19 protein-coding genes are annotated in these 18,910 nt (G+C 68.8%); 5 read left to right on the plus strand and 14 right to left on the minus strand.

The annotated features are described in order from the left end of the window. Positions 1–121 precede the first annotated feature (121 nt). Together ACJQWM_RS06290 and ACJQWM_RS06295 are read left to right on the plus strand one after the other, a co-directional pair. Positions 122–2,191, plus strand: a complete 2,070-nt coding sequence (locus ACJQWM_RS06290) for a 3-hydroxyacyl-CoA dehydrogenase NAD-binding domain-containing protein (protein ID WP_332704456.1) — start codon at positions 122–124, stop codon at positions 2,189–2,191. A 65-nt stretch (positions 2,192–2,256) separates the two neighbouring features. Beyond that, the gene (locus ACJQWM_RS06295) at positions 2,257–2,805 is read left to right on the plus strand and encodes an REP-associated tyrosine transposase (RefSeq protein WP_332704458.1); all 549 of its coding nucleotides are present in this window, start codon (positions 2,257–2,259) and stop codon (positions 2,803–2,805) included. Between the two features lie 127 nt (positions 2,806–2,932). Here ACJQWM_RS06295 and ACJQWM_RS06300 read toward each other — a convergent pair whose 3' ends face one another. From ACJQWM_RS06300 to ACJQWM_RS06360, 13 genes are all read right to left on the minus strand, one after another. Continuing rightward, on the minus strand, positions 2,933–3,289 hold the full coding sequence (locus ACJQWM_RS06300; RefSeq protein WP_332704460.1) for a PilZ domain-containing protein: 357 nt from the start codon (positions 3,287–3,289) through the stop codon (positions 2,933–2,935). A gap of 16 nt (positions 3,290–3,305) precedes the next feature. Beyond that, the gene (locus ACJQWM_RS06305) at positions 3,306–4,373 is read right to left on the minus strand and encodes a DNA polymerase III subunit delta' (protein ID WP_332704462.1); all 1,068 of its coding nucleotides are present in this window, start codon (positions 4,371–4,373) and stop codon (positions 3,306–3,308) included. Further along, the gene (tmk, locus tag ACJQWM_RS06310) at positions 4,370–5,023 is read right to left on the minus strand and encodes a dTMP kinase (RefSeq protein WP_332704464.1); all 654 of its coding nucleotides are present in this window, start codon (positions 5,021–5,023) and stop codon (positions 4,370–4,372) included. Before tmk ends, ACJQWM_RS06305 begins: the two co-directional genes overlap by 4 nt. After that, positions 5,020–6,090 carry an endolytic transglycosylase MltG gene (mltG, locus tag ACJQWM_RS06315; protein WP_332704466.1) on the minus strand — a complete coding sequence of 357 codons (1,071 nt, stop codon included), beginning with the start codon at positions 6,088–6,090 and terminating at the stop codon, positions 5,020–5,022. Before mltG ends, tmk begins: the two co-directional genes overlap by 4 nt. Continuing rightward, positions 6,087–6,920 carry an aminodeoxychorismate lyase gene (gene pabC / locus ACJQWM_RS06320; protein ID WP_332704468.1) on the minus strand — a complete coding sequence of 278 codons (834 nt, stop codon included), beginning with the start codon at positions 6,918–6,920 and terminating at the stop codon, positions 6,087–6,089. The genes mltG and pabC overlap by 4 nt, the downstream gene beginning before the upstream one ends. Next, positions 6,917–8,287 (minus strand): aminodeoxychorismate synthase component I, encoded by a 1,371-nt coding sequence (locus tag ACJQWM_RS06325; RefSeq protein WP_332704470.1) that lies wholly within the window; start codon positions 8,285–8,287, stop codon positions 6,917–6,919. The genes pabC and ACJQWM_RS06325 overlap by 4 nt, the downstream gene beginning before the upstream one ends. Positions 8,288–8,752: 465 nt before the next feature. Next, positions 8,753–10,018, minus strand: a complete 1,266-nt coding sequence (gene fabF, locus ACJQWM_RS06330; protein WP_332704472.1) for a beta-ketoacyl-ACP synthase II — start codon at positions 10,016–10,018, stop codon at positions 8,753–8,755. 227 nt (positions 10,019–10,245) lie between these two features. After that, positions 10,246–10,485, minus strand: coding sequence for an acyl carrier protein (acpP, locus tag ACJQWM_RS06335; protein ID WP_031373652.1), 240 nt, complete (start codon positions 10,483–10,485; stop codon positions 10,246–10,248). 141 nt (positions 10,486–10,626) lie between these two features. Continuing rightward, positions 10,627–11,370 carry a 3-oxoacyl-ACP reductase FabG gene (gene fabG, locus ACJQWM_RS06340; RefSeq protein WP_332704475.1) on the minus strand — a complete coding sequence of 248 codons (744 nt, stop codon included), beginning with the start codon at positions 11,368–11,370 and terminating at the stop codon, positions 10,627–10,629. A 163-nt stretch (positions 11,371–11,533) separates the two neighbouring features. Next, positions 11,534–12,505, minus strand: coding sequence for an ACP S-malonyltransferase (fabD, locus tag ACJQWM_RS06345; RefSeq protein ID WP_332704477.1), 972 nt, complete (start codon positions 12,503–12,505; stop codon positions 11,534–11,536). Between the two features lie 152 nt (positions 12,506–12,657). Next, positions 12,658–13,698 (minus strand): beta-ketoacyl-ACP synthase III, encoded by a 1,041-nt coding sequence (locus ACJQWM_RS06350; protein ID WP_332704479.1) that lies wholly within the window; start codon positions 13,696–13,698, stop codon positions 12,658–12,660. Positions 13,699–13,913: 215 nt separating this feature from the next. Continuing rightward, on the minus strand, positions 13,914–14,108 hold the full coding sequence (rpmF, locus tag ACJQWM_RS06355) for a 50S ribosomal protein L32 (RefSeq protein WP_332704481.1): 195 nt from the start codon (positions 14,106–14,108) through the stop codon (positions 13,914–13,916). A gap of 166 nt (positions 14,109–14,274) precedes the next feature. Next, the gene (locus ACJQWM_RS06360; RefSeq protein ID WP_332704483.1) at positions 14,275–14,808 is read right to left on the minus strand and encodes a YceD family protein; all 534 of its coding nucleotides are present in this window, start codon (positions 14,806–14,808) and stop codon (positions 14,275–14,277) included. Between the two features lie 148 nt (positions 14,809–14,956). On the opposite strand from ACJQWM_RS06360, the gene ACJQWM_RS06365 reads away from it, so the two are divergent. Together ACJQWM_RS06365 and ACJQWM_RS06370 are read left to right on the plus strand one after the other, a co-directional pair. Then, positions 14,957–15,340 (plus strand): hypothetical protein, encoded by a 384-nt coding sequence (locus tag ACJQWM_RS06365; protein WP_332704485.1) that lies wholly within the window; start codon positions 14,957–14,959, stop codon positions 15,338–15,340. 25 nt (positions 15,341–15,365) lie between these two features. Further along, positions 15,366–15,971, plus strand: coding sequence for a Maf family protein (locus ACJQWM_RS06370; RefSeq protein WP_332704487.1), 606 nt, complete (start codon positions 15,366–15,368; stop codon positions 15,969–15,971). Between the two features lie 50 nt (positions 15,972–16,021). Here the strand turns inward: ACJQWM_RS06370 and ACJQWM_RS06375 are convergent, their stop codons facing one another. Continuing rightward, entirely contained in the window at positions 16,022–17,860 is a 1,839-nt protein-coding gene (locus ACJQWM_RS06375; RefSeq protein ID WP_332704489.1) for an ArnT family glycosyltransferase, read from the minus strand. Positions 17,861–17,910: 50 nt separating this feature from the next. On the opposite strand from ACJQWM_RS06375, the gene ACJQWM_RS06380 reads away from it, so the two are divergent. Beyond that, positions 17,911–18,864 carry an AAA family ATPase gene (locus ACJQWM_RS06380; RefSeq protein ID WP_332704491.1) on the plus strand — a complete coding sequence of 318 codons (954 nt, stop codon included), beginning with the start codon at positions 17,911–17,913 and terminating at the stop codon, positions 18,862–18,864. Positions 18,865–18,910 lie beyond the last annotated feature (46 nt).

Raw genomic sequence — 18,910 nt, forward strand, 5'->3', positions numbered from 1 at the left:
TGGGGGCGCGGAGTGCCAGGTGCAACTGTCGCCCGCCGGGCGGCATGGCCACGGATTTGACGCCGTCGAAACAACATCGGGATGATAGCGGTCTCCCCATACCTGAACGGATGGTGCCGCCATGACTGCCGGCCTCGACGGACTACCCGCATTCGAAGGGCTGCGCGCCCGGCACTGGCACACCGAGGCGCGCGGGGACGGCGTGCTGGTGTTGTCGTTCGACCGCGCCGAGGCGCCGGTCAACACCTTCTCGCAGGATGTACTGATAGAGCTCGACAGCCTGCTGGAGCGGCTCGCGCTGGATCCGCCCAAGGCCCTGGTGATCCGCTCGGGCAAGGACAAGGGCTTCATCGCCGGTGCCGACATCAGGGAGTTCCAGAGCTTCGATGCCAAGGGCGTGGTCGGCGATGCGATCCGGCGCGGGCAGCAGGTGTTCCAGCGCCTGGCCGAGCTGCCCTGCCCGACCGTCGCGGCGATCCACGGCTTCTGCATGGGCGGCGGCACCGAACTTGCGCTGGCGTGCCGTTACCGCATTGCCAGCAACGATGCCTCGACCCGGATCGGGCTGCCGGAGGTGAAGCTCGGCATCTATCCCGGCTGGGGCGGCAGCGTGCGCCTGCCGCGGCTGATCGGCGCACCGGCCGCGTTCGACATGATGCTGACCGGCCGCAGCCTGTCGGCTTCGGCGGCGCGGGCGAACGGGCTGGTCGACCAGGTGGTCGAGCCCGCGGCGCTGATCGACCAAGCCGCAGCGCTGGTGCTGAAAGGACCACCGCGTCCGTTCAAGCAGCGCGTCATGGCTTGGGTCAGCAACACCTGGCTGGCGCGCCGACTGCTCGCGCCGATGCTCATCAAGCAAGTCGCGCGCAAGGCCCGCAAGGCGCACTACCCGGCGCCGTACGCGCTGATCGACACCTGGCAGCGCGCCGGCGGCGGCATCCAGGACCAGCTCGCCGCCGAGCGCAAGTCGGTGGTCAGGCTGGCCTCGACCCCGACCGCGCGCAACCTGATCCGGGTGTTCTTCCTGCAGGAGCGGCTCAAGAGCCTGGGCGGCAAGGATCACGGGATCGAACGGGTGCACGTGGTCGGCGCCGGGGTGATGGGCGGCGACATCGCGGCGTGGTCGGCCTACAAGGGCTTCGAGGTGACGCTGCAGGATCGCGAGCAGAAGTTCATCGACGCTGCGCTGGCCCGCGCCGGGGAGTTGTTCGGCAAGAAGGTCAGGGACGAGAGCAAGCGCCCGGCGGTGGCGGCGCGGCTCAAGGGCGACCTGGCCGGCGACGGCGTGCCCGCAGCGGACCTGGTGATCGAGGCGATCATCGAGGACGCCGGGGCCAAGCGCGAGCTGTTCGCAACCGTCGAGCCACGGCTGAAGGCCGACGCACTGCTGACCACCAACACCTCGTCGATCGCCCTGAGCGAGCTGCGCGGGCACATCCAGCGTCCCGCCCAGTTCGCCGGGCTGCACTACTTCAACCCGGTCGCGCTGATGCCGCTGGTGGAGATCATCCATCACGATCGCGTGGCGTCGGAGACCGAGCAGCGCCTGGCGGCGTTCTGCAAGGCGATCGACAAGCTGCCGGTGCCGGTCGCGGGCACGCCCGGGTTCCTGGTCAACCGGGTGCTGTTCCCGTACATGCTCGAGGCGGTGACGGCGTATTCGGAAGGCATCCCGGGCGCGGCGATCGACAAGGCGGCGATGCACTTCGGCATGCCGATGGGGCCGATCGAGCTGATCGATACGGTCGGGCTGGATGTCGCCGCCGGTGTCGGCGAGGAGCTCGCGCCGTTCCTCGGGCTGAGCGTGCCGGCCGCGCTGGCCGAGCGGGCCGAACCGGGCAAGCGCGGCAAGAAGGATGGCCACGGCCTGTACAAGTGGGAGAACGGCAAGGCGGTCAAGCCCGAGTTGCCGAAGGACTACCAGGCGCCGTCGGACCTGGAGGACCGGCTCATCCTGCCGCTGCTCAACGAGGCGGTCGCCTGCCTGCACGACGGCGTGGTCGCAGATGCGGACCTGCTGGACGCCGGCGTGATCTTCGGCACCGGCTTCGCCCCGTTCCGCGGCGGCCCGATCCAGTACCTCCGCGAGACCGGCGCGGATGCGTTGCTGGAGCGCCTGAAGCAACTTCAGGCGCTCCACGGCGAGCGCTTCGCGCCGCGACCCGGGTGGGATTCGGCCCAGTTGCGTTAACCGTAGGGTGGGCACGCCCTTTGTGCCCACCGCCCCGACCTTTCCGATTGGCAAGGATGCCTGCAATGTCGAACTACCGCCGCGCTCACATCGCGGGCGCTACCTACTTCTTCACCGTCGTCGCCTACCGCCGCCAGCGCATCCTGTGCGACGACGCCATCCGCCGGTCGCTACGAAGCGCGATAGCCCGCACCCGTGCAGACCGGCCCTTCCACATTGATGCCTGGGTGCAGCTTCCCGATCATCTGCATTGCATCTGGACGCTGCCGCGCGGCGACACGGAGTTCTCCACCCGCTGGAGCATGATCAAACGCCGGGTGAGCCGGGCCTGCCGTGACTCGCATCGGGTAAAGGGCCTGCTGAGCGAGTCCGCACGCGCGCGCCGCGAATCCACGCTGTGGCAGCGCCGTTATTGGGAGCATCGGATCAGGGACGAGGCGGATCTCATCCGCCACCTCGAATACATCCACTACAACCCGGTCAAGCACGGACTGGTGCGGCGCGCGGCGGATTGGCCGTATTCGACGCTGCACCGCGATATCGCCCGTGGCATCTATCCGGAGGACTGGGGCCGTACCGCAGCATTGCAGTCACCGCGATCGGCGAAGGAATGACATAGGTGGGCGCTCTCTCTCGTGCCCTCGTTTCCCGGAGTTGCGTGCGTGGTGGGCACAAGAGGCGTGCCCACCCTACGGCTGACAAAGGCGACGGCAATTGGTCCGCAGAGGACGCGGACTCGCGTCACATCGTGTGCGTTGCCCGATCGGAGTTCAGGGTGCCGGCCAGCAGCGCCTCGATCTTGCCCTTGACGTTCTCGCCCTCAGCGGTGTCGCCGAACTGCACGCCGATACCCGCAGGGCGGTTGCCCTGGGCGCCGGCCGGGGTCACCCAGACCACCTTGCCGGCGACCGGCAGGCGTTCGCTGGACTCGGGCAGGGTCAGCAGCAGGAAGACTTCATCGCCGAGGAAGTAGCGCTTCGGCGTCGCGACGAAAATGCCGCCGCTTTTCAGATACGGCATGTAGGCGTTGTACAGCGCTGCCTTGTCTTTTACCGCCATCGACAGGATGCCCTGCCGTGCCCCACCTGCTGCTGTCATCAGTGAAACTCCCGGTTCAAACACCGCCCGTGTCCGGGCCCCCGCTCACGCTGCGGCGGGTATCGCCGCCGCGCCAGAACATCAACAGCTCGACGATGGCCAGGTCCGCACGCACCGTGGTGCGCAGCAGGTCCCGGGTCCGGTTCGCACGATCGAACCAGGCCGCCAGACTGCGCGCGCGCGCGGGGTCGGTCAAGCGTTCGGAGGCTTCGGCCAGGGCCAGATCGGCCGCGTGGCGCAAGCGCAAGGCGGCATCGGCGTTGGCGGCCCAGCGCTGCGCGGTTTCTACCGCACCGACCTCGCCTCGGGCCAGCTTCGCCAGGTCCGATGCCACCTCCCGACGCAGGGCCAGGCCCTCGCCCCGCAGCCATTCCGCGGCCAGGCCCGGGTGGCCGCGTGCCGCCTCCAGCGCCTCGGCGGCGACGGGCTCCGGATGCGACTGACGCAGCCAGGCAAGTGCTTCCGCGCGCGGCGGCAGGCGGAACTCGATGCGCTGGCACCGGCTGCGGATGGTGGCCGAGAGCCGCGCCGGCTGCGCGCTGACCAGCCACAGGTAGCGGCTTGGCACGGGCTCTTCGAGCGTCTTCAACAGCGCATTGCTCGCGGCGTGGTTGATCGCGTCGGCGGGGTCGATGATCGCGATCTTGGCGCCGCCGTACTGCGGCGTCAGCGCCATCTGTTCGGAGAGCCGGCGGATCTGTTCGATCACGATCTCGCTGCGCAGCTTCGGCGGTTTCGCCTTCTGGTTGAACTCGTAGCCGAGGAAGTCCAGATCCGGATGACCGGAATGGCCGAATGGATGCGCCAGCGACCCGTCCGGGCGCAACTGCGGTGGATCGACCTGGCTGCGGCTGGCGAACAGGCGGCAGCCGCGGCACGCGCCGCACGGCTCGCCATCGCCACCGCGCTCGGTGCACAGCAGCCGCTGGGCGAGGCGCTCGGCCACCACGCGCTTGCCCAGCTGCGCCGGTCCGCAGAACAGCAGCCCGTGGCCGAGCCGGCCGGCATCGAGCGCGGCGGCGGCATGCTCGTATACGCGCTGCTGCCAGGGCGCGAAAGCGGGGGAGCCGATGGGATCGCTCATGGCAGCGCGTCCATGTGCGCCTGCAGATGCGCCACGGCCTGGGTGCTGACCGCATCGATGTCCAGGCTGGCGTCGACCACACGGAAGCGCCGTGGCTCGCCGGCCGCGCGCTGCAGGTAGGCGGCACGCACGCGCTCGAAAAAAACCTCGTGCTCGCCCTCGATCCGGTCGGCGGCACCGCGGCCACGCGCACGTTTCAGGCCGACCGGCACCGGCACGTCCAGCAGCAGCGTCAATCCCGGCGTAATGCCCACCACCTGCCGTTCCAGCGTCGAGATGAAGCCGGCATCGCCGCCGCGCGCCGCGCCCTGGTAGGCGTAGCTGGCGTCGGTGAAGCGGTCGCTGATGACCCAGGCGCCGCGCTGCAGCGCCGGCAGGATGGTCTCGCGCACGAGCTGGGCGCGCGCGGCGAACATCAGCAGCAGCTCGGTGTCGGCCGACGGCGGCTCGTGCTGCGCCCCCCCGGTCGGTGTATTGAGCAACAAGTCGCGGATCTGCTCGGCCAAGGGGGTGCCGCCCGGCTCGCGGGTGCAGACCACCTCGTGGCCGCGCACCTCCAGCGTCGCGCGCAGGGCTGCGAGCACCGTCGACTTGCCGGCGCCCTCGCCGCCTTCCAGCGTCACCAGCCGCGCACAGGCCTGCAGGCTCATTGCGGGCTCTGCGACCGCAGGTTCTGGCGATACCGGCGCACGTACTGGCGCACCGCAGCGTTGTGTTCGGCCAGCGTGCGCGAGAACACATGGCGGCCGCTGCCGTCACCGATGGCGACGAAATACAGCGCGTCGCCATCGGCCGGATTGGCGACCGCGTGGAGTGCATCCACCCCCGGCATAAAAATCGGCGTCGGCGGCAGTCCGTCTCGGGTGTAGGTGTTGTAGGGCGTATCGGTGGCCAGGTCGCTGCGGCGGATGTTGCCGTCGTAACTCTCGCCGATGCCGTAGATCACGGTCGGATCGGTCTGCAGGCGCATGCCGATCCGAAGGCGGCGGTCGAACACGCCGGCGATGCGCGCGCGCTCGGCCCCGATGCCGGTTTCCTTCTCCACGATCGCGGCCATGATCAGCAACTCTTCGGGCGTCTCCAGCGCGATCTCCGGGTCGCGCTGCTGCCAGGCCGCATCGAGCGCCCTGGCCATCGCCTGGTGCGCGCGTTGGAGGATGTCCAGGTCGCTGTCGCCGCCGGTGTAGAGGTAGGTCTCGGGCAGGAAGCGGCCTTCGGGGTGCTGCCCCGGATGGCCGAGTGCTTCCATCAGCGCGGCATCGTCGAGCTGGTCCGCCTCCTGCTCCAGCGGCTCTGCGCGCGCGAGCGCGGCGCGTAGCTCGCGGATGTTCCAGCCCTCCACGATGGTGAGGCGGTGGTAGACCACCTTCCCCTCGCGCATCGCCAGCAGCAGCTCGCGCGGCGAGCTGCCCGGCACCAGCGCGTATTCACCGACCTGCAGGCGGCCATCGGCGCCGAGCTCGCGTGCCAGTACCCGCCACTGCAGCGCCTCGCCCTCGGTCACGCCGGCGTCGCGCAACTTGCGCAACACCACCGGCAGCGAATCGCCATGTTCGATCAGCACGCTCTGGTTCTCCTGGATGCTGGAAAGCGGAGCGTCGGCGAACGCGGCGTAGCGCTGCCACAGCACGAAAGCGGCCGCGGCGGCGACCAGCGACAGGCCCACGAACAGGACCAGGAGCACGAGACCCAGGCGGCGTTTGCGGGGACGGCTCATGACAGCTCCTTGCCGATGAGGAATGCGGGATGTCGGGTGCCAAGCTCACGCTGCAGCGCGGCGACCTGCGGATGCGGCGACCAGCTGCGCGTGGCCAGTCGGGCGACGCCGAGGATACCGCGCACCGCATTGCACAGGAAAACCGCATCGGCGGTCTCGACATCCGTCTTCGCGATCCGCCGCTGCTCGGCCTGCAGTTGCCCGATCGCCCATGCGCGGCACACGCCGGCGATGCCGCACCGATCGATCAGCGGGGTGCTCCAGCACGCGCCGTGCAGCACGAACAGGTTGGCCGCGGTCGCGCAGACCACGTCACCGGCGGTGCTGCACATCAGGCCCTCGTCGGCGTCGCGCCCGGCCGCCGCGGCATCGTCCCACTCCGCGCGTGCCAGTACCTGTTCCAGCCGGTTGCAGTGCTTGATGCCGGCCAGCGCCGGCTGCAGTGCAAGCCGGGTATCGCACCAGCGCAGCGAAAGATCGTGCAGCAGCGGCTCCGGCGCCGGATGCCGCGACAAGGTCCAGGTCGGCAACGCATCGGCCGGCGGCGCATAGCCGCGCCCGCCCGCGCCGCGGCTGAGGATCAGCTTGAGCACGCCGTCGCCGCCGTCGAGCAGGCGCTCCGCTTCGGCCTGGACCAGCGCCTGCGGTGGCAAGGCCAGCCGCAGCCGCTCGGCGCCGAGCGCCAGACGCGCCCAGTGTGCGTCCCACCACGGCAGCGCGCCGCGATGCGCACGCATCGTCTCGAACAGGCCGTCGCCGTAGGCGAAGCCGCGGTCGTGCTGCGGCAGCCACGTGACCTCCTGGGTGCCGACGAAGATGCGGCCGGTCACTCGCCCACCCCCAGTGCACGCAGCATGCCGCGCGCCTTGGCGCGGGTTTCCTCGAGTTCGCGCCGTGGATCGGAGTCGGCCACGATGCCGGCGCCGGTGCGGAAGCGCAGCTCGCTGCCGCCGGAGGCGCCCTCCTCGAGCTCGGCGCTGCGGATCAGGATGTTGAGGTCGAGGTCGCCGTCGCGGTTGAGCCAGCCCATCGCGCCGGTGTAGGCGCCGCGGCCCTCGCCCTCCAGCTCGGCGATGATCTGCATGCAACGCACCTTGGGACAGCCGGTGATGGTGCCGCCGGGAAACGTCGCGCGGATCACCGCGCCGGGTGTCACCCCATCGCGCAGGCGGCCGCGCACGTTGCTGACGATGTGGTGCACGTGGGCGTAGCTCTCCACCGTCATCAGCTCGTCGACCTCGACGCTGCCCGGCGTGCAGACGCGGCCCAGATCGTTGCGCTCCAGGTCGATCAGCATCACGTGCTCGGCGCGCTCCTTGGGATGGCCGATCAGCTCCTGCACGCGGGCGATGTCGTCGTCGCCGGGCGAACGCGGCCGGGTACCGGCGATCGGCCGGGTCTCGACCACGTCGCCGCGCACCGACACCAGGCGCTCCGGTGAGGCGCCGACCACCGCCCAGCCCGTGCCCGCGAACACGCCGGCGAACGGCGCCGGATTATTGTCGCGCAGGCGCTGGAACAGCGAGGCCGGCTGCAGCGGCGCATCGAACCCGGCGCGCCAGCCGCGCGAAAGATTGGTCTGGAACACATCGCCCGCGGCGAGGTACTCGAGCACGCGCGCCACCGCGTCGGTGTAACGCTGCGGCGCGTCCTCCTCGAGCGTCAATGGCGGATGCCACTGCGGCAGGGGCGTCAGTCCGCCGACCGCGGCCAGGTCGAGCTCGATGGTGTCGAGCAAGCCCGCGTGCGCCGGTTCGGCGATCGCGATGCAGTCACCGGTGGCGTGGTCGCGCAGCACCGCGGCCGGGCAGCGTAGCGCCAGTGCGACCGGTAGCGTGCCTGGCGCCTTCGGCAACCGCAGCACCGGCTCGATCTGGGCGGCGAGTTCGTAGCCGAGCAACAAGGCCCAACCTCCGCGAAACGGCCAACGCGGCTCGTCGCGCGCGGTGCGCTGCGCCTGCCATGCGCGGTCGAGCGCATCGAGAAAATCGCCATCGACGCTGCGACCATCCTGATCGCGCGTCCGGCTGTCGGCATCGAGCCGAAGCAACTCTCCGCCCGCCACGAGCAACAGATCCCAGCGCCCCTGCGCGGTGCCATGAGCACTGGATTCGAGCAACATCGGATAGCGCAACGGAGCCGACCGATGCAGGTCGAGCAGATCGAACGTCGAAGGTAGTGCGCGGGTCAGCAGCATGAAAAGTTTTTCAGGCAGCCTTGGCCGCCATCTCCGCGAACGCGATTGGCGAAGCTCCCACAGCGCGATTGCCGTTGCCGTTGCCGTTGCCGTCGAACGCTAATCGATTCACATCGCGCCTCCACAGACCCCGAAGGGGCGGTGCACATGGATGTGCGCCGTTTTCCGACCGAGGCAGGAAGCCGAGTCGGAAAATCCCCGCGTCGCCTACACGACGAGGTGTTTGAAGTGTCGAGGAAGGGCCTTTCTTTGGTTACTTTTGACCGAAGGGAATCCAGTCGGACTGGCCCTCCAAAGAAAGTCACTCGCCAAAGGCGAAAGCTCTTGACCTTGATCTTGCTTCCGCCGTCCGAGCCAACCCGAAAAATTGAACTGATGTTTCGGACAGCACTCCAGATTCCCACCTCCGCGGGAACGACGAACACGAAAACCGGTAGCACGGCTCGAGACCCACGGAGCCCGTCATCAAATCCGCTTGAACACCAGCGTGCCGTTGGTGCCACCGAAGCCGAAGCCATTCGACACCGCGACGTCCACCTCCACCTCGCGTGCGATGTTGGGCACGTAGTCCAGGTCGCAACCTTCGCCGGGCTGGTCGAGGTTGATTGTCGGCGGGATGATGCCGGTGTGCAGCGCCATGACCGAGAAGATCGCCTCGGCGCCGCCAGCGGCACCGAGCAGGTGCCCGGTCATCGATTTGGTCGAACTGACCATGGTCTTGTAGGCGTGATCGCCAAGCGCGCGCTTGATCGCCAGCGTCTCGGCGAGATCGCCCAGCGGGGTCGAAGTGCCGTGCGCGTTGAGGTAGCCGATCTCGTCGGGGTTGATCCCGGCATCGTTGAATGCGGCCGCCATGCAGCGCGCCGGGCCCTCGCCGTTGTCGCTCGGCGCGGTCATGTGGAACGCGTCCGAGGTGGCACCGAACCCGGCAAGCTCGCAATAGATGCGCGCACCGCGGGCCTTGGCGCGTTCGAACTCCTCCAGGATCAGGATGCCGGCGCCGTCGCCGAGCACGAAGCCGTCGCGGTCCTTGTCCCACGGGCGGCTTGCGCCGGTTGGGTCGTCGTTGCGGGTGGACATCGCCTTCATTGCGCAGAAACCACCGACCGAGGTCGGCGAGGAGCCACGCTCAGCACCGCCGGCGATCATCACGTCGGCGTCGCCGTACTGGATCATGCGCATCGCCATGCCAATGGAATGGTTGGAGGTGGCGCAGGCGGAGACCGCGGAGAAATTCGGCCCCTTGATGCCGGTCAGCAGCGATACCTGCCCCGGCAACATGTTGATGATGGTGCTGGGCACGTAGAACGGCGAGATCTTGCGCGGGCCGCCGGCGTTGAACTTTGTCGTCTGCTCCTCGATGCCGAGCAATCCGCCGATGCCCGAACCGATCAGCGCGCCGATGCGTTCGGCGTTGGAGTCCTCGACCGTCAGGTCTGCATCCTGCAGCGCCATCATCGAGGCGGCCACGCCGTAGTGGATGAACTCCTCCATTTTCTTCGCGTCTTTCGGCGACACCCAGCGGGTGATGTCGAAGTCGCGCACTTCACCGGCGATGCGAGTGGTGAAGGCGGACGCGTCGAAATGGGTAATCGGACCAATGCCGGAGCGGCCATTGACGATGCCGTCCCAGCTGCTGGCCAGGTCATTGCCCAGCGGCGAGACGATGCCTAGGCCGGTGACGACTACGCGCCTGGAAGCAGGCCGGTTGGAGGCAGCACGATTCGACATGGAAAACTCCAGCTTCGGACGCCAGGCCGGTATGCCGGCTTGGCACAGGTTGGACACGTTGACCGGGACAGCACGCTGCTTCCAGCGGGTGACAGGCGGGCGCTGGGGCCGATGCCCAAGCGCAAGCAACCCCGCTGCAGGCACTGCACCCTAAACACGCGGGGCCGCAATGCGGCCCCGGTGTGGCGTTGCGGGAGACGGCACGAAGCCACTCCCGTCCGCCGCGCTTACGACTTGACGTGCGCCTTGACGTAGTCGATCGCCTGCTGCACCGAGGTGATCTTCTCGGCTTCCTCGTCCGGGATCTCGCACTCGAACTCTTCCTCCAGCGCCATCACCAGTTCGACGGTATCGAGCGAGTCCGCGCCCAGGTCGTCAACGAACGAGGCGTTGTTCGTGACCTCTTCTTCCTTGACGCCCAGCTGTTCGACCACAATCTTCTTGACGCGTTCTTCGATGCTGCTCATGGGTGTTCACTCCTCCCGGGAGGGATTTTTCGATGGAATAGTTTAATCGGAAAACTCCGGTTGAAGGTCCAGTTGAACCGGGGCACCCACAGGTATCGATGAAAGCCCTTTACCTTCAACCGCTTACAGCCAGCACGACGACTACGGCATGTACATGCCGCCGTTGACGTGCAAGGTCTCGCCAGTGATGTAGGCTGCGGCCGGCCCGGCCAGGAACGCCACCGCGCGCGCGATGTCGGCCGGTTCGCCGAGTCGGCCCAGGGCGATCTGGCCGAGCAGGCCGTTCCGGGCGTCCTCCGGCAGCGCGCGAGTCATGTCGGTGTCGATGAAGCCCGGCGCCACGACATTCACCGTGATGCCGCGGCTGCCGATCTCGCGCGCCATCGACTTGCTGAAGGCAATGATGCCGGCTTTGGCCGCCGCGTAGTTGGCCTGCCCGGCGTTGCCGGTCACGCCGACCACCGAGGCGATGTTGATGATGCGGCCCTTGCGCGCCTTCATCATCGAACGCATCACCGCCTTGCTGGTGCGGAAGACGCTGGTCAGGTTGGTGTCGAGGATCGCCTGCCAGTCCTCGTCCTTCATCCGCATCAGCAGGTTGTCGCGGGTGATGCCGGCGTTGTTGACCAGGATCGAGATCGGCCCGATCTCCTTGCCGATGCCATCGATCAGCGCCTCGATTGATGCCGCGTCCGAGACATCGACCATCCGGCCGTGGCCGCCGTGACCGGACAGACGCTCACCGATCGCGCTCGCGCCGCCCTCGGAGGTCGCGGTGCCGATGACCGTGGCACCCAGGGACGCCAGCTCATCGGCGATCGCCGCGCCGATGCCGCGGCTGGCGCCGGTGACCAGCGCAATCTCGCCCTGCAACGGAAGACTCATGGTTTCTCCTTTCTAAACATTCGACACTCGGAAGCGTTTGACGCGGATCAACGCGGATGTAGACGGATCAAGGCAGACCAAAAGCAGAGAACAAGAAAAAGCTCTATCCGCAACGAGCTCTATCCGCGTTTCTTATCCGCGTTGATCCGCGTCGAAAAAGTTTTCAGCCCTTCCACTCGGCAAGCGCAGCCTCGAAATCCGATGGAGTGCCCAGCGCGCGCGCCTCGACCGACTTGTCGATGCGCTTGACCAAACCTGTCAGCACCTTGCCGGGGCCGCACTCGGCGATGCGGGTCGCGCCACCCGCGGCCAGCGCCTGCACGCAACCGGTCCACTGCACCGGCAGGTGGAGCTGGCGCACCAGCGCATCACGGATCGCCTCGACGCCCTCGTGCACCTGGCCATCGACGTTCTGCACCACCGGCAGACGGGGCGCCTGCCAGTCGAGGTCGGCCATGGCCTCGGCCAGCCGCTTGGCCGCCTCGCGCATCAAGGGCGTATGCGAGGGCACACTGACCGCGAGCTTGACCGCCTTTTTCACGCCGCGCTCGGCCAATTGGGTCAGCGCCGTCTCGACCGCGGCGGCGTGTCCGCCGATCACGATCTGGCCCGGCGAGTTGTAGTTGGCCGGCACCACGACCTCCTTGCCCGACACCGAGTCGCAGACTTCCTGCACGAGCGCCTCTTCGGCGCCGAGCACCGCTGCCATGGCTCCGGTGCCGGCGGGTGCAGCGTCCTGCATCAGTTGACCGCGCAGCCGCACCAGCCGCGCCGCATCGTGCAGCGACAACGTGCCGGCCGCGACCAGCGCGCTGTATTCGCCGAGGCTGTGTCCCGCCAGTTGCGCCGGCTGCACGCCGCCGCGGGCCAGCCACAGCCGCCACACCGCCACGCCTGCCGCGAGCAGCGCCGGCTGGGTGAACTCGGTGCGATTGAGTTGCTCTTCCGGCCCCGCCTGGCTCAGCGCCCATAGATCGGCGCCGGCGCCCTGGCTGGCTTCGGCGAACGTCTCGGCAACCACGGCATGCGCCTGCGCGAGCTCCGCCAGCATGCCCATCGACTGCGAGCCCTGCCCGGGGAACACGAAAGCCAGCTGTGGATCGGTGCGCTGTGGATCGGTGCGCGTGTCGCTCACTCGGCAGCCCCTGTGTAAGAGAACGCGACATGATACGAGTGAATGCGCGTCAACGTCTGTACCGGTCCGTATGATGCGCCGGCGCGTGGGGCGCGACGGAAGCCTTGGCTAGTTGTTTCACGCAGGCGGGTCGAGCCCCCTCCCGCCCGCGCTCAGTAGCGCAGCAGCGCCGAGCCCCAGGTGAAGCCGCCGCCGAAGGCTTCCAGCAGCAGCAACTGGCCCCGCTGCACCCGGCCCGAACGCACCGCCTCGTCCAGCGCCAGCGGCACCGAGCCCGAGGAGGTGTTGCCGTGCCGGTCGACGGTGACGATCACGCGTTCCATCGGCATGTCCAGCCGCTTGGCAGTGGCCTCGATGATGCGCAGGTTGGCCTGGTGCGGGATCAGCCAGTCGATGTCGTGGCGATCCAGGCCGTTGGCCTCCAGGGTCTCCTCGACCACCGAATCGAGCGCCTTGACCGCGTGCTTGAACACCTCGTTGCCGGTCATCAGCACCTTGACCCCGGCGTTGTGCTCCTCGGGCTTGAACCCGACCGAGACGCCGACCGGATTCCACAGCAGCTCCTTCTTGCCGCCGTCGGCATGCAGATGGGTGCTGAGCACGCCGGTCTCGTCATCGGCCTTGAGCACGACCGCGCCGGCGCCGTCGCCGAACAGCACGCAGGTGCCGCGATCGGACCAGTCGAGCATCCGCGTCAGCGTCTCCGAGCCGACCACCAGCGCAGTTTTGGCCGCGCCGGAACGGATGAACTTGTCGGCCACCGTCAGCGCATAGATGAAGCCCGAGCAGGCTGCGTTGACGTCGAACGCGGGGCAGCCGTTGGCGCCGAGCCGATGCTGCAGCAGGCAGGCGGTCGAGGGGAAGATGAGATCAGGGGTGGTGGTGCCGAGCACGATCAGGTCGAGCTCCGCAGCGTCCACGCCGGCCGCTTCGAGCGCACGCACCGAGGCGTGATAGGCCAGGTCGCCGGTGGTCTCGCCTTCGGCGGCAACGTGGCGCTCGCGGATGCCGGTGCGCGCCGCGATCCATTCGTCGCTGGTATCGACGAACTGGGCCAGGTCGGCGTTGGTCAGCACCTTTTCCGGCAGGTAGCTGCCGGTGCCGGCGATCCGCGACCAGGGCTTCCGGTCAGCGGCCTGTCCAACGGCTGCCGACCCGGTTGCCGGACGCTCATTTACTGCACGATCTGTCATCACCACTCCCGCAGCGGGTCGTTACAGGACCGCCAGCACGCTGGCGACAACTTCTCCGACGGCAGCCGCCGGAAGCGACCTGCGCCACCCCAGCGCCAAGGGCCGCACGGATCGCGGCGCCTCCCGGCCACTGGTCTGCCCGCACAACGCGCTTCGGGCAAGTCGAGGGTGCGGCGAGCATGCCATCCACGGCCTGCCGCCGGCGACCCCGCCGCTTATTCGTCGTCGACGATAGCCGACTTGGTCTCGATCACCTTCTTGCCGCGGTAGTAACCGTCGGCGGTGACGTGGTGGCGGATGTGGGTTTCGCCGGTGGTCGGATCGGTCGCCAGCTGCTTGCTGGTCAGCGAATCGTGGCCGCGGCGCATGCCACGCTTGGACGGGGAGACGCGGGACTTCTGGACTGCCATGGTGTTGCTCCAAGAAAAATCTGGTTCGGGTTGATGCCTGGATGGCGGTGCCGCGATGGGCGATGTTTGAATGGCGATGTTTGGATGGATCGTGTGACGAGGTGCCGCGGCCATTGCCGCTGACCACTCCCGCCACCTGGTCGTGTTTCGCCTAGCCGCGATGCGTCTAGCCGGGTTTGTCTTTCTTTAATGCCGACAGCGCCGCGAACGGGTGGACCCGCTCCAACTCGGCCTCCTCGGCCGGCCAGTCGCGCTCCATCGCTTCGGTGCCCGGCATGATCGGCACCACCGGGATGGCCAGGATCAACTCGTCCTCGACCACCTCGGCCGGCTGCAGCATGCCGTCCTCCGGCATCAGCAGCGGCTCGTAACCCTCCGGCAGCGCGGCTTCGTCCGCCTCGTCCCGGATCAGCCCCAGACGCTGCACGATATCCACCGGAAACAGGAACCGCTGCAGGCTGCGCTGGCACAGCAGCGGCAGGCTGGCCTGGATCCGCAGTTCCGCGTAAGGCACCTGCAGCACCGCATCCTTGTCGAAATCGAGTGCGTAGACCACCTCGCCCTCGCCATCGACCAGGCTGCCGCCCAGCCGCGTCAGCGACGACAACGGCAGGCGGCCCTCGACCCCGCGCCGCGCCGTCACCAGGCGCCAGGCATCCAGCTGATCGGGCAGCCGCGTATTTGGCACGTCAGCGGACATAAGCCGGAGAATGTTAGGGATGCCTCCCTTTCCTGTCAAACCTTGCAGCGCGGGTGTTGCCGTGCGCGCCGGGGCGTCCGGTCAGGGCGATTTGCCCCGACCCCGGCCTGCGCGGCAGACTGCGGGCTCACCCATACCATCCGGCCTCGTGACCACCACCTGGGCTCTTCTCATCTCGGCGGCAATCCTGATGATCGCTGCAAGCGTGGTGTTCATGCTGCGCAGCCGTTCAGCCAGCCGACGCGCGGGACGACAGCATGCGGTCCGGGCGGTGCTGGACGCCGCCGATGCGCTGGAAGACCGGCTCAGGGTCGCCCGCGACGAGATCGAGGCGGTGGCGGGCGACTACGTGGACGATCCGGTGCGCGACGCGATGCGCGAGATGCTGCGGCAGCGGCTGTGGCTGCGTGATCACGGCCAGGCGGCCAGTATCGACCAGCTCGCCGAGGTCCGCGCCGAGATCGACGCCGCGCGCGGCCGGATCGAACTGCAGTTGTCCAGGATCGAGCGCGCCCGCGCGCCCAGCCCGTGAGCTGCCGCAGGCGGACAATTCGAGAATGAACGATGCGGGCACGAGCCGGCTGATCCTGGCCTCCACCTCGATCTACCGACGCGAGTTGCTGGGCCGCCTGCGACTGCCGTTCGATACCGCGCGGCCGCACACCGACGAGACGCCGCGGCCGGACGAGACCCCCTCCGCCCTGGCCGAACGCCTGGCGTCCGCCAAGGCCGCCGCGGTGTCGGCCGAACACCCGGGCGCCTGGGTGATCGGCTCGGACCAGGTGGCCGAACTCGACGGCCAGCCGATCGGCAAGCCCGCCGGGCGCGACGGCGCGATCGCGCAGCTGAGCGCGATGTCGGGCCGTGCGGTGCGGTTCCGCACCGGCGTATGCGTGATGCGCGGCGAAACCGGTGGCCATCCCACGCGGGTCTTCACCGCACTCGACACCACCTGCGTGTGCTTCCGCACGCTGCAGGTCGATGAAATCACCCGCTACGCCGACGCCGAACAACCCTACGAGTGCGCCGGCAGCTTCAAGGCCGAAGGGCTCGGCATCAGCCTGTTCGAGGCGATCGAGTCGCAAGACCCGACCGCCCTGATCGGCCTGCCGCTGATCGCCACGGCCAGGCTGCTGCGCGAGGCGGGCTTCGCGCTGCCCTGACCGCATGCCGCTCGGCCGTTCATCGGGCGATCGCGTCAGTCCTCGATCAATCAATCCTCGATCAAAATGGGCTGCTCCGGCCAGTCCTCGATGCTGCCGTCGCGGCCGTACAGCCGCAGCCCCAGCCAATGGCGGCCCGGCTCGATGTCGCCCAGGTCGAGGCGGCTGCGAAGGCCCACCGCCGGATGCTGCGGATCGTTGGATATCTGCCAGAACGCCTGCACGCCGGGGCTCGCCAGGCCGTATCGGACCGGCCCGAGCACCTCGCCGTCCAGCAGCACCTCGACCTTCTCCAGCCCGACGCCCTCCTTGAACGCCCAGCCGGCCAGTTCGAAGTCGCGCGGCACCACCGCGCCTGCGGCCGGAGTGTCGATCCAGGCCATGGCCGGGGCGACGCACTGGCCGTTGCGCGGCTGGTGGAGCCTGAATAACAGGAACCGCTGGCGCCCGTGGTCGACGTTCAGCACCCGCGGTGGCGGCAGCGGCCCGACCATTGCGCACAGCGCATGGAAATGCCGCAACAGGTGCTTGTAGGAGACCTCGCTGGCGCCGACCACGAGCAGCACCGGCGCATCGCCCCAGGCTTGGCGGCCCGGCGTCTGCAGGCCCCACAGGCGCAACTGCGGTGCACGGCCGTGGCGATGGTTGAGGGGGTGGTCGAGCACCGGGATCGATGCATCGTCCAGCGCGAAACCCAGCTCGGCGCCCAGCTTGAAATTGTCGGCGACCACCTGCGTGTCCGCCGGCATGTCGGCGAGTTCGTCACGCACCGCCTGGGCCAGCCGGTCCCAGCCGGCGAAATTGGACGGGTACCATTTTTCCGACGCCGCGCGTGCGCGCAGCTCCGGCACCGAAACCGCCACGTAGTAGCCCAGCGTCGCGACCAGCCCGAGCGCGGCGGTAATCCAGGTCAGGCGGCGCGCCCAGCCCGGCCACGCCGCCAGCAGCGCCGGCAGCAGCGGCAGCAGCGCGAGGTAGCCAGGCAGCGGCCAATGGAAGCTGACCCGCTCGGTATCGGCGAAGAAACCCAGTACGAAGAAGCCCAGCACCACCAGCGAGCCGGTCAGCGCGAAGTAGCGCGAGGCCGGCACGGTGCTGCGCTGACCGCGCCACCCACCGGCCAGCAGCGCCGCGAACAGCAGCGGCGTGACCAGCAGCGCCTGGATCGCAATGAACCACAGGCCTTCGGTATGAAACGCCCAGGGGTGCCGGTCGACCAGTTGGAAGCGCAGGCCGGCATCGGCGTTGTCCAGGTTCCACGCCACCAGCGGCGCCCAGGCGGCGGCGCCGAACGCAACCGCGGTCAACACGCGCATGTCGCGCAGGATGCGGCGGCCTTCGGGCAGCAGCAGCAGCGCGACGAAGCCAACCCCGATCACCGCGATGAAGCGGTAGTGGCTGAGTGCACCGATCGCCAGCCCGAGGGCGAGCTCCAGTGCGGCGCCGGCATCGACGCGGCGCAGCAGCCGCGCACCGGCGTCGATACACAGCAGCGTCGCCAGCGCCATCGCGGCATCCGGCAGCGCCATCAGCCCCAGCGTACCGGCCAGCGGCAGCAGCAGGACCAGGCTGCCGGCCTGCCACCCGTGCGATGGGCCGTACTCGCGCGTGGTGATGCGCACCACCAGCAGGGGCAGCAGCGTGGCGATGAGCAGGAACGGCGCGCGCACCGCGAACGGATGATTGCCGCCGAGCTCCACGCCGATGCGGATCAGCCACGCCGTCAGCCCCGGCAGGTCGGAATACGCGGCTGCCAGCCGCTGCCCCTCCAACCAGTAGAACGCCTCGTCGACGAACAACGGCAAGCGCATCGCCACCACCGCCTTGACCAGCAGCAAGGTGGCGAACAGCGCCCAGAACAGGCGTCGTGCCGACAGCTCATCCCGCATCGACCAGCCACCTCGCTAAACTCGCCCAAACGATAAAGGGATTGATCCAGATGGCGGCATCTCCTTCGACCGCGCGCATGCTACCCGATGGCGTGCGCACCGCCCTTGACGACGCCCAGGCCCAGGTCAACGCGCTGGTGCTGGGCAAGCCGCACGAGGTGCGCCTGGCGTTCGTCGCGCTGCTGTCGAGCGGTCACCTGCTGATCGAGGACCTGCCGGGGCTTGGCAAGACCACCCTGGCCCATGCGCTGGCGGCAACCCTGGGACTGGGGTTCCAGCGGGTGCAGTTCACCTCCGACCTGTTGCCGGCCGATGTCGTGGGCGTATCGGTGTTCGATCCGCAGGCGCGGCGGTTCGAGTTCCACCGCGGGCCGGTGTTCGCCCAGGTGCTGCTGGCCGACGAGATCAACCGCGCGCCGCCGCGCACCCAGAGCGCCCTGCTGGAAGCCATGGCCGAGCACCAGGTCACCGTGGACGGCATCACCCATGCGCTGCCCGATCCGTTCTTCGTGATCGCCACCCAGAACCCGGTCGACCTCTCGGGGACCTACCCCCTGCCCGACTCGCAACTCGACCGTTTCCTGCTGCGCCTGGCGTTGGGCTACCCGGGCGAGGCGGCCGAGCGCGACCTGCTGGCCGGTGCCGACCGGCGCGACATGATCGCCCGGACCACCGCGCTGCTCGACGCCGAGCAGGTCCTCGCGGCGCGCCAGGCGGTCAATGCGGTGCACGTCAGCGAGGCGCTGGTCGGCTACGTGCAGGCGTTGCTGGCGCGCAGCCGGCGGCATCCGGGCGTGCGGGTCGGCCTGTCGCCACGCGCCGGGCTGGCGCTGCTGCGCGCGGCGCGGGCCTACGCCATGCTGCTCGGCCGTGCCCATGTGCTGCCCGAAGACGTGCAGGCCCTGTTCAACCAGGTTGCGGCACACCGCCTAGTCGCCGATAGCGACGCCGGCAGCGATGCCGCGCTGGCCAAGGCGATCCTGCACGCGGTGCCGGTGGACTGAGCGGCATGCTCGGACTGCAGACCGGCAGGGCGTCGCGGGGGCAGGC

Origin of the sequence: Novilysobacter longmucuonensis (genome assembly GCF_046600735.1) — a bacterium.
GTDB lineage: Bacteria > Pseudomonadota > Gammaproteobacteria > Xanthomonadales > Xanthomonadaceae > Novilysobacter_A > Novilysobacter_A longmucuonensis.

What these genes read in the sequence shown, in the direction of transcription:
- rpmF (WP_332704481.1), bottom strand. Translation starts at nt 14,108, where the DNA reads ATGGCAGTCCAGAAGTCCCGCGTCTCCCCGTCCAAGCGTGGCATGCGC.
- ACJQWM_RS06380 (WP_332704491.1), top strand. Translation starts at nt 17,911, where the DNA reads ATGGCGGCATCTCCTTCGACCGCGCGCATGCTACCCGATGGCGTGCGC.
- mltG (WP_332704466.1), bottom strand. Translation starts at nt 6,090, where the DNA reads ATGAGCCGTCCCCGCAAACGCCGCCTGGGTCTCGTGCTCCTGGTCCTG.
- ACJQWM_RS06300 (WP_332704460.1), bottom strand. Translation starts at nt 3,289, where the DNA reads ATGACAGCAGCAGGTGGGGCACGGCAGGGCATCCTGTCGATGGCGGTA.
- ACJQWM_RS06370 (WP_332704487.1), top strand. Translation starts at nt 15,366, where the DNA reads ATGAACGATGCGGGCACGAGCCGGCTGATCCTGGCCTCCACCTCGATC.
- fabG (WP_332704475.1), bottom strand. Translation starts at nt 11,370, where the DNA reads ATGAGTCTTCCGTTGCAGGGCGAGATTGCGCTGGTCACCGGCGCCAGC.
- ACJQWM_RS06360 (WP_332704483.1), bottom strand. Translation starts at nt 14,808, where the DNA reads ATGTCCGCTGACGTGCCAAATACGCGGCTGCCCGATCAGCTGGATGCC.
- ACJQWM_RS06375 (WP_332704489.1), bottom strand. Translation starts at nt 17,860, where the DNA reads ATGCGGGATGAGCTGTCGGCACGACGCCTGTTCTGGGCGCTGTTCGCC.
- ACJQWM_RS06305 (WP_332704462.1), bottom strand. Translation starts at nt 4,373, where the DNA reads ATGAGCGATCCCATCGGCTCCCCCGCTTTCGCGCCCTGGCAGCAGCGC.
- ACJQWM_RS06295 (WP_332704458.1), top strand. Translation starts at nt 2,257, where the DNA reads ATGTCGAACTACCGCCGCGCTCACATCGCGGGCGCTACCTACTTCTTC.
- ACJQWM_RS06290 (WP_332704456.1), top strand. Translation starts at nt 122, where the DNA reads ATGACTGCCGGCCTCGACGGACTACCCGCATTCGAAGGGCTGCGCGCC.
- tmk (WP_332704464.1), bottom strand. Translation starts at nt 5,023, where the DNA reads ATGAGCCTGCAGGCCTGTGCGCGGCTGGTGACGCTGGAAGGCGGCGAG.
- ACJQWM_RS06350 (WP_332704479.1), bottom strand. Translation starts at nt 13,698, where the DNA reads ATGACAGATCGTGCAGTAAATGAGCGTCCGGCAACCGGGTCGGCAGCC.
- fabF (WP_332704472.1), bottom strand. Translation starts at nt 10,018, where the DNA reads ATGTCGAATCGTGCTGCCTCCAACCGGCCTGCTTCCAGGCGCGTAGTC.
- acpP (WP_031373652.1), bottom strand. Translation starts at nt 10,485, where the DNA reads ATGAGCAGCATCGAAGAACGCGTCAAGAAGATTGTGGTCGAACAGCTG.
- ACJQWM_RS06325 (WP_332704470.1), bottom strand. Translation starts at nt 8,287, where the DNA reads ATGCTGCTGACCCGCGCACTACCTTCGACGTTCGATCTGCTCGACCTG.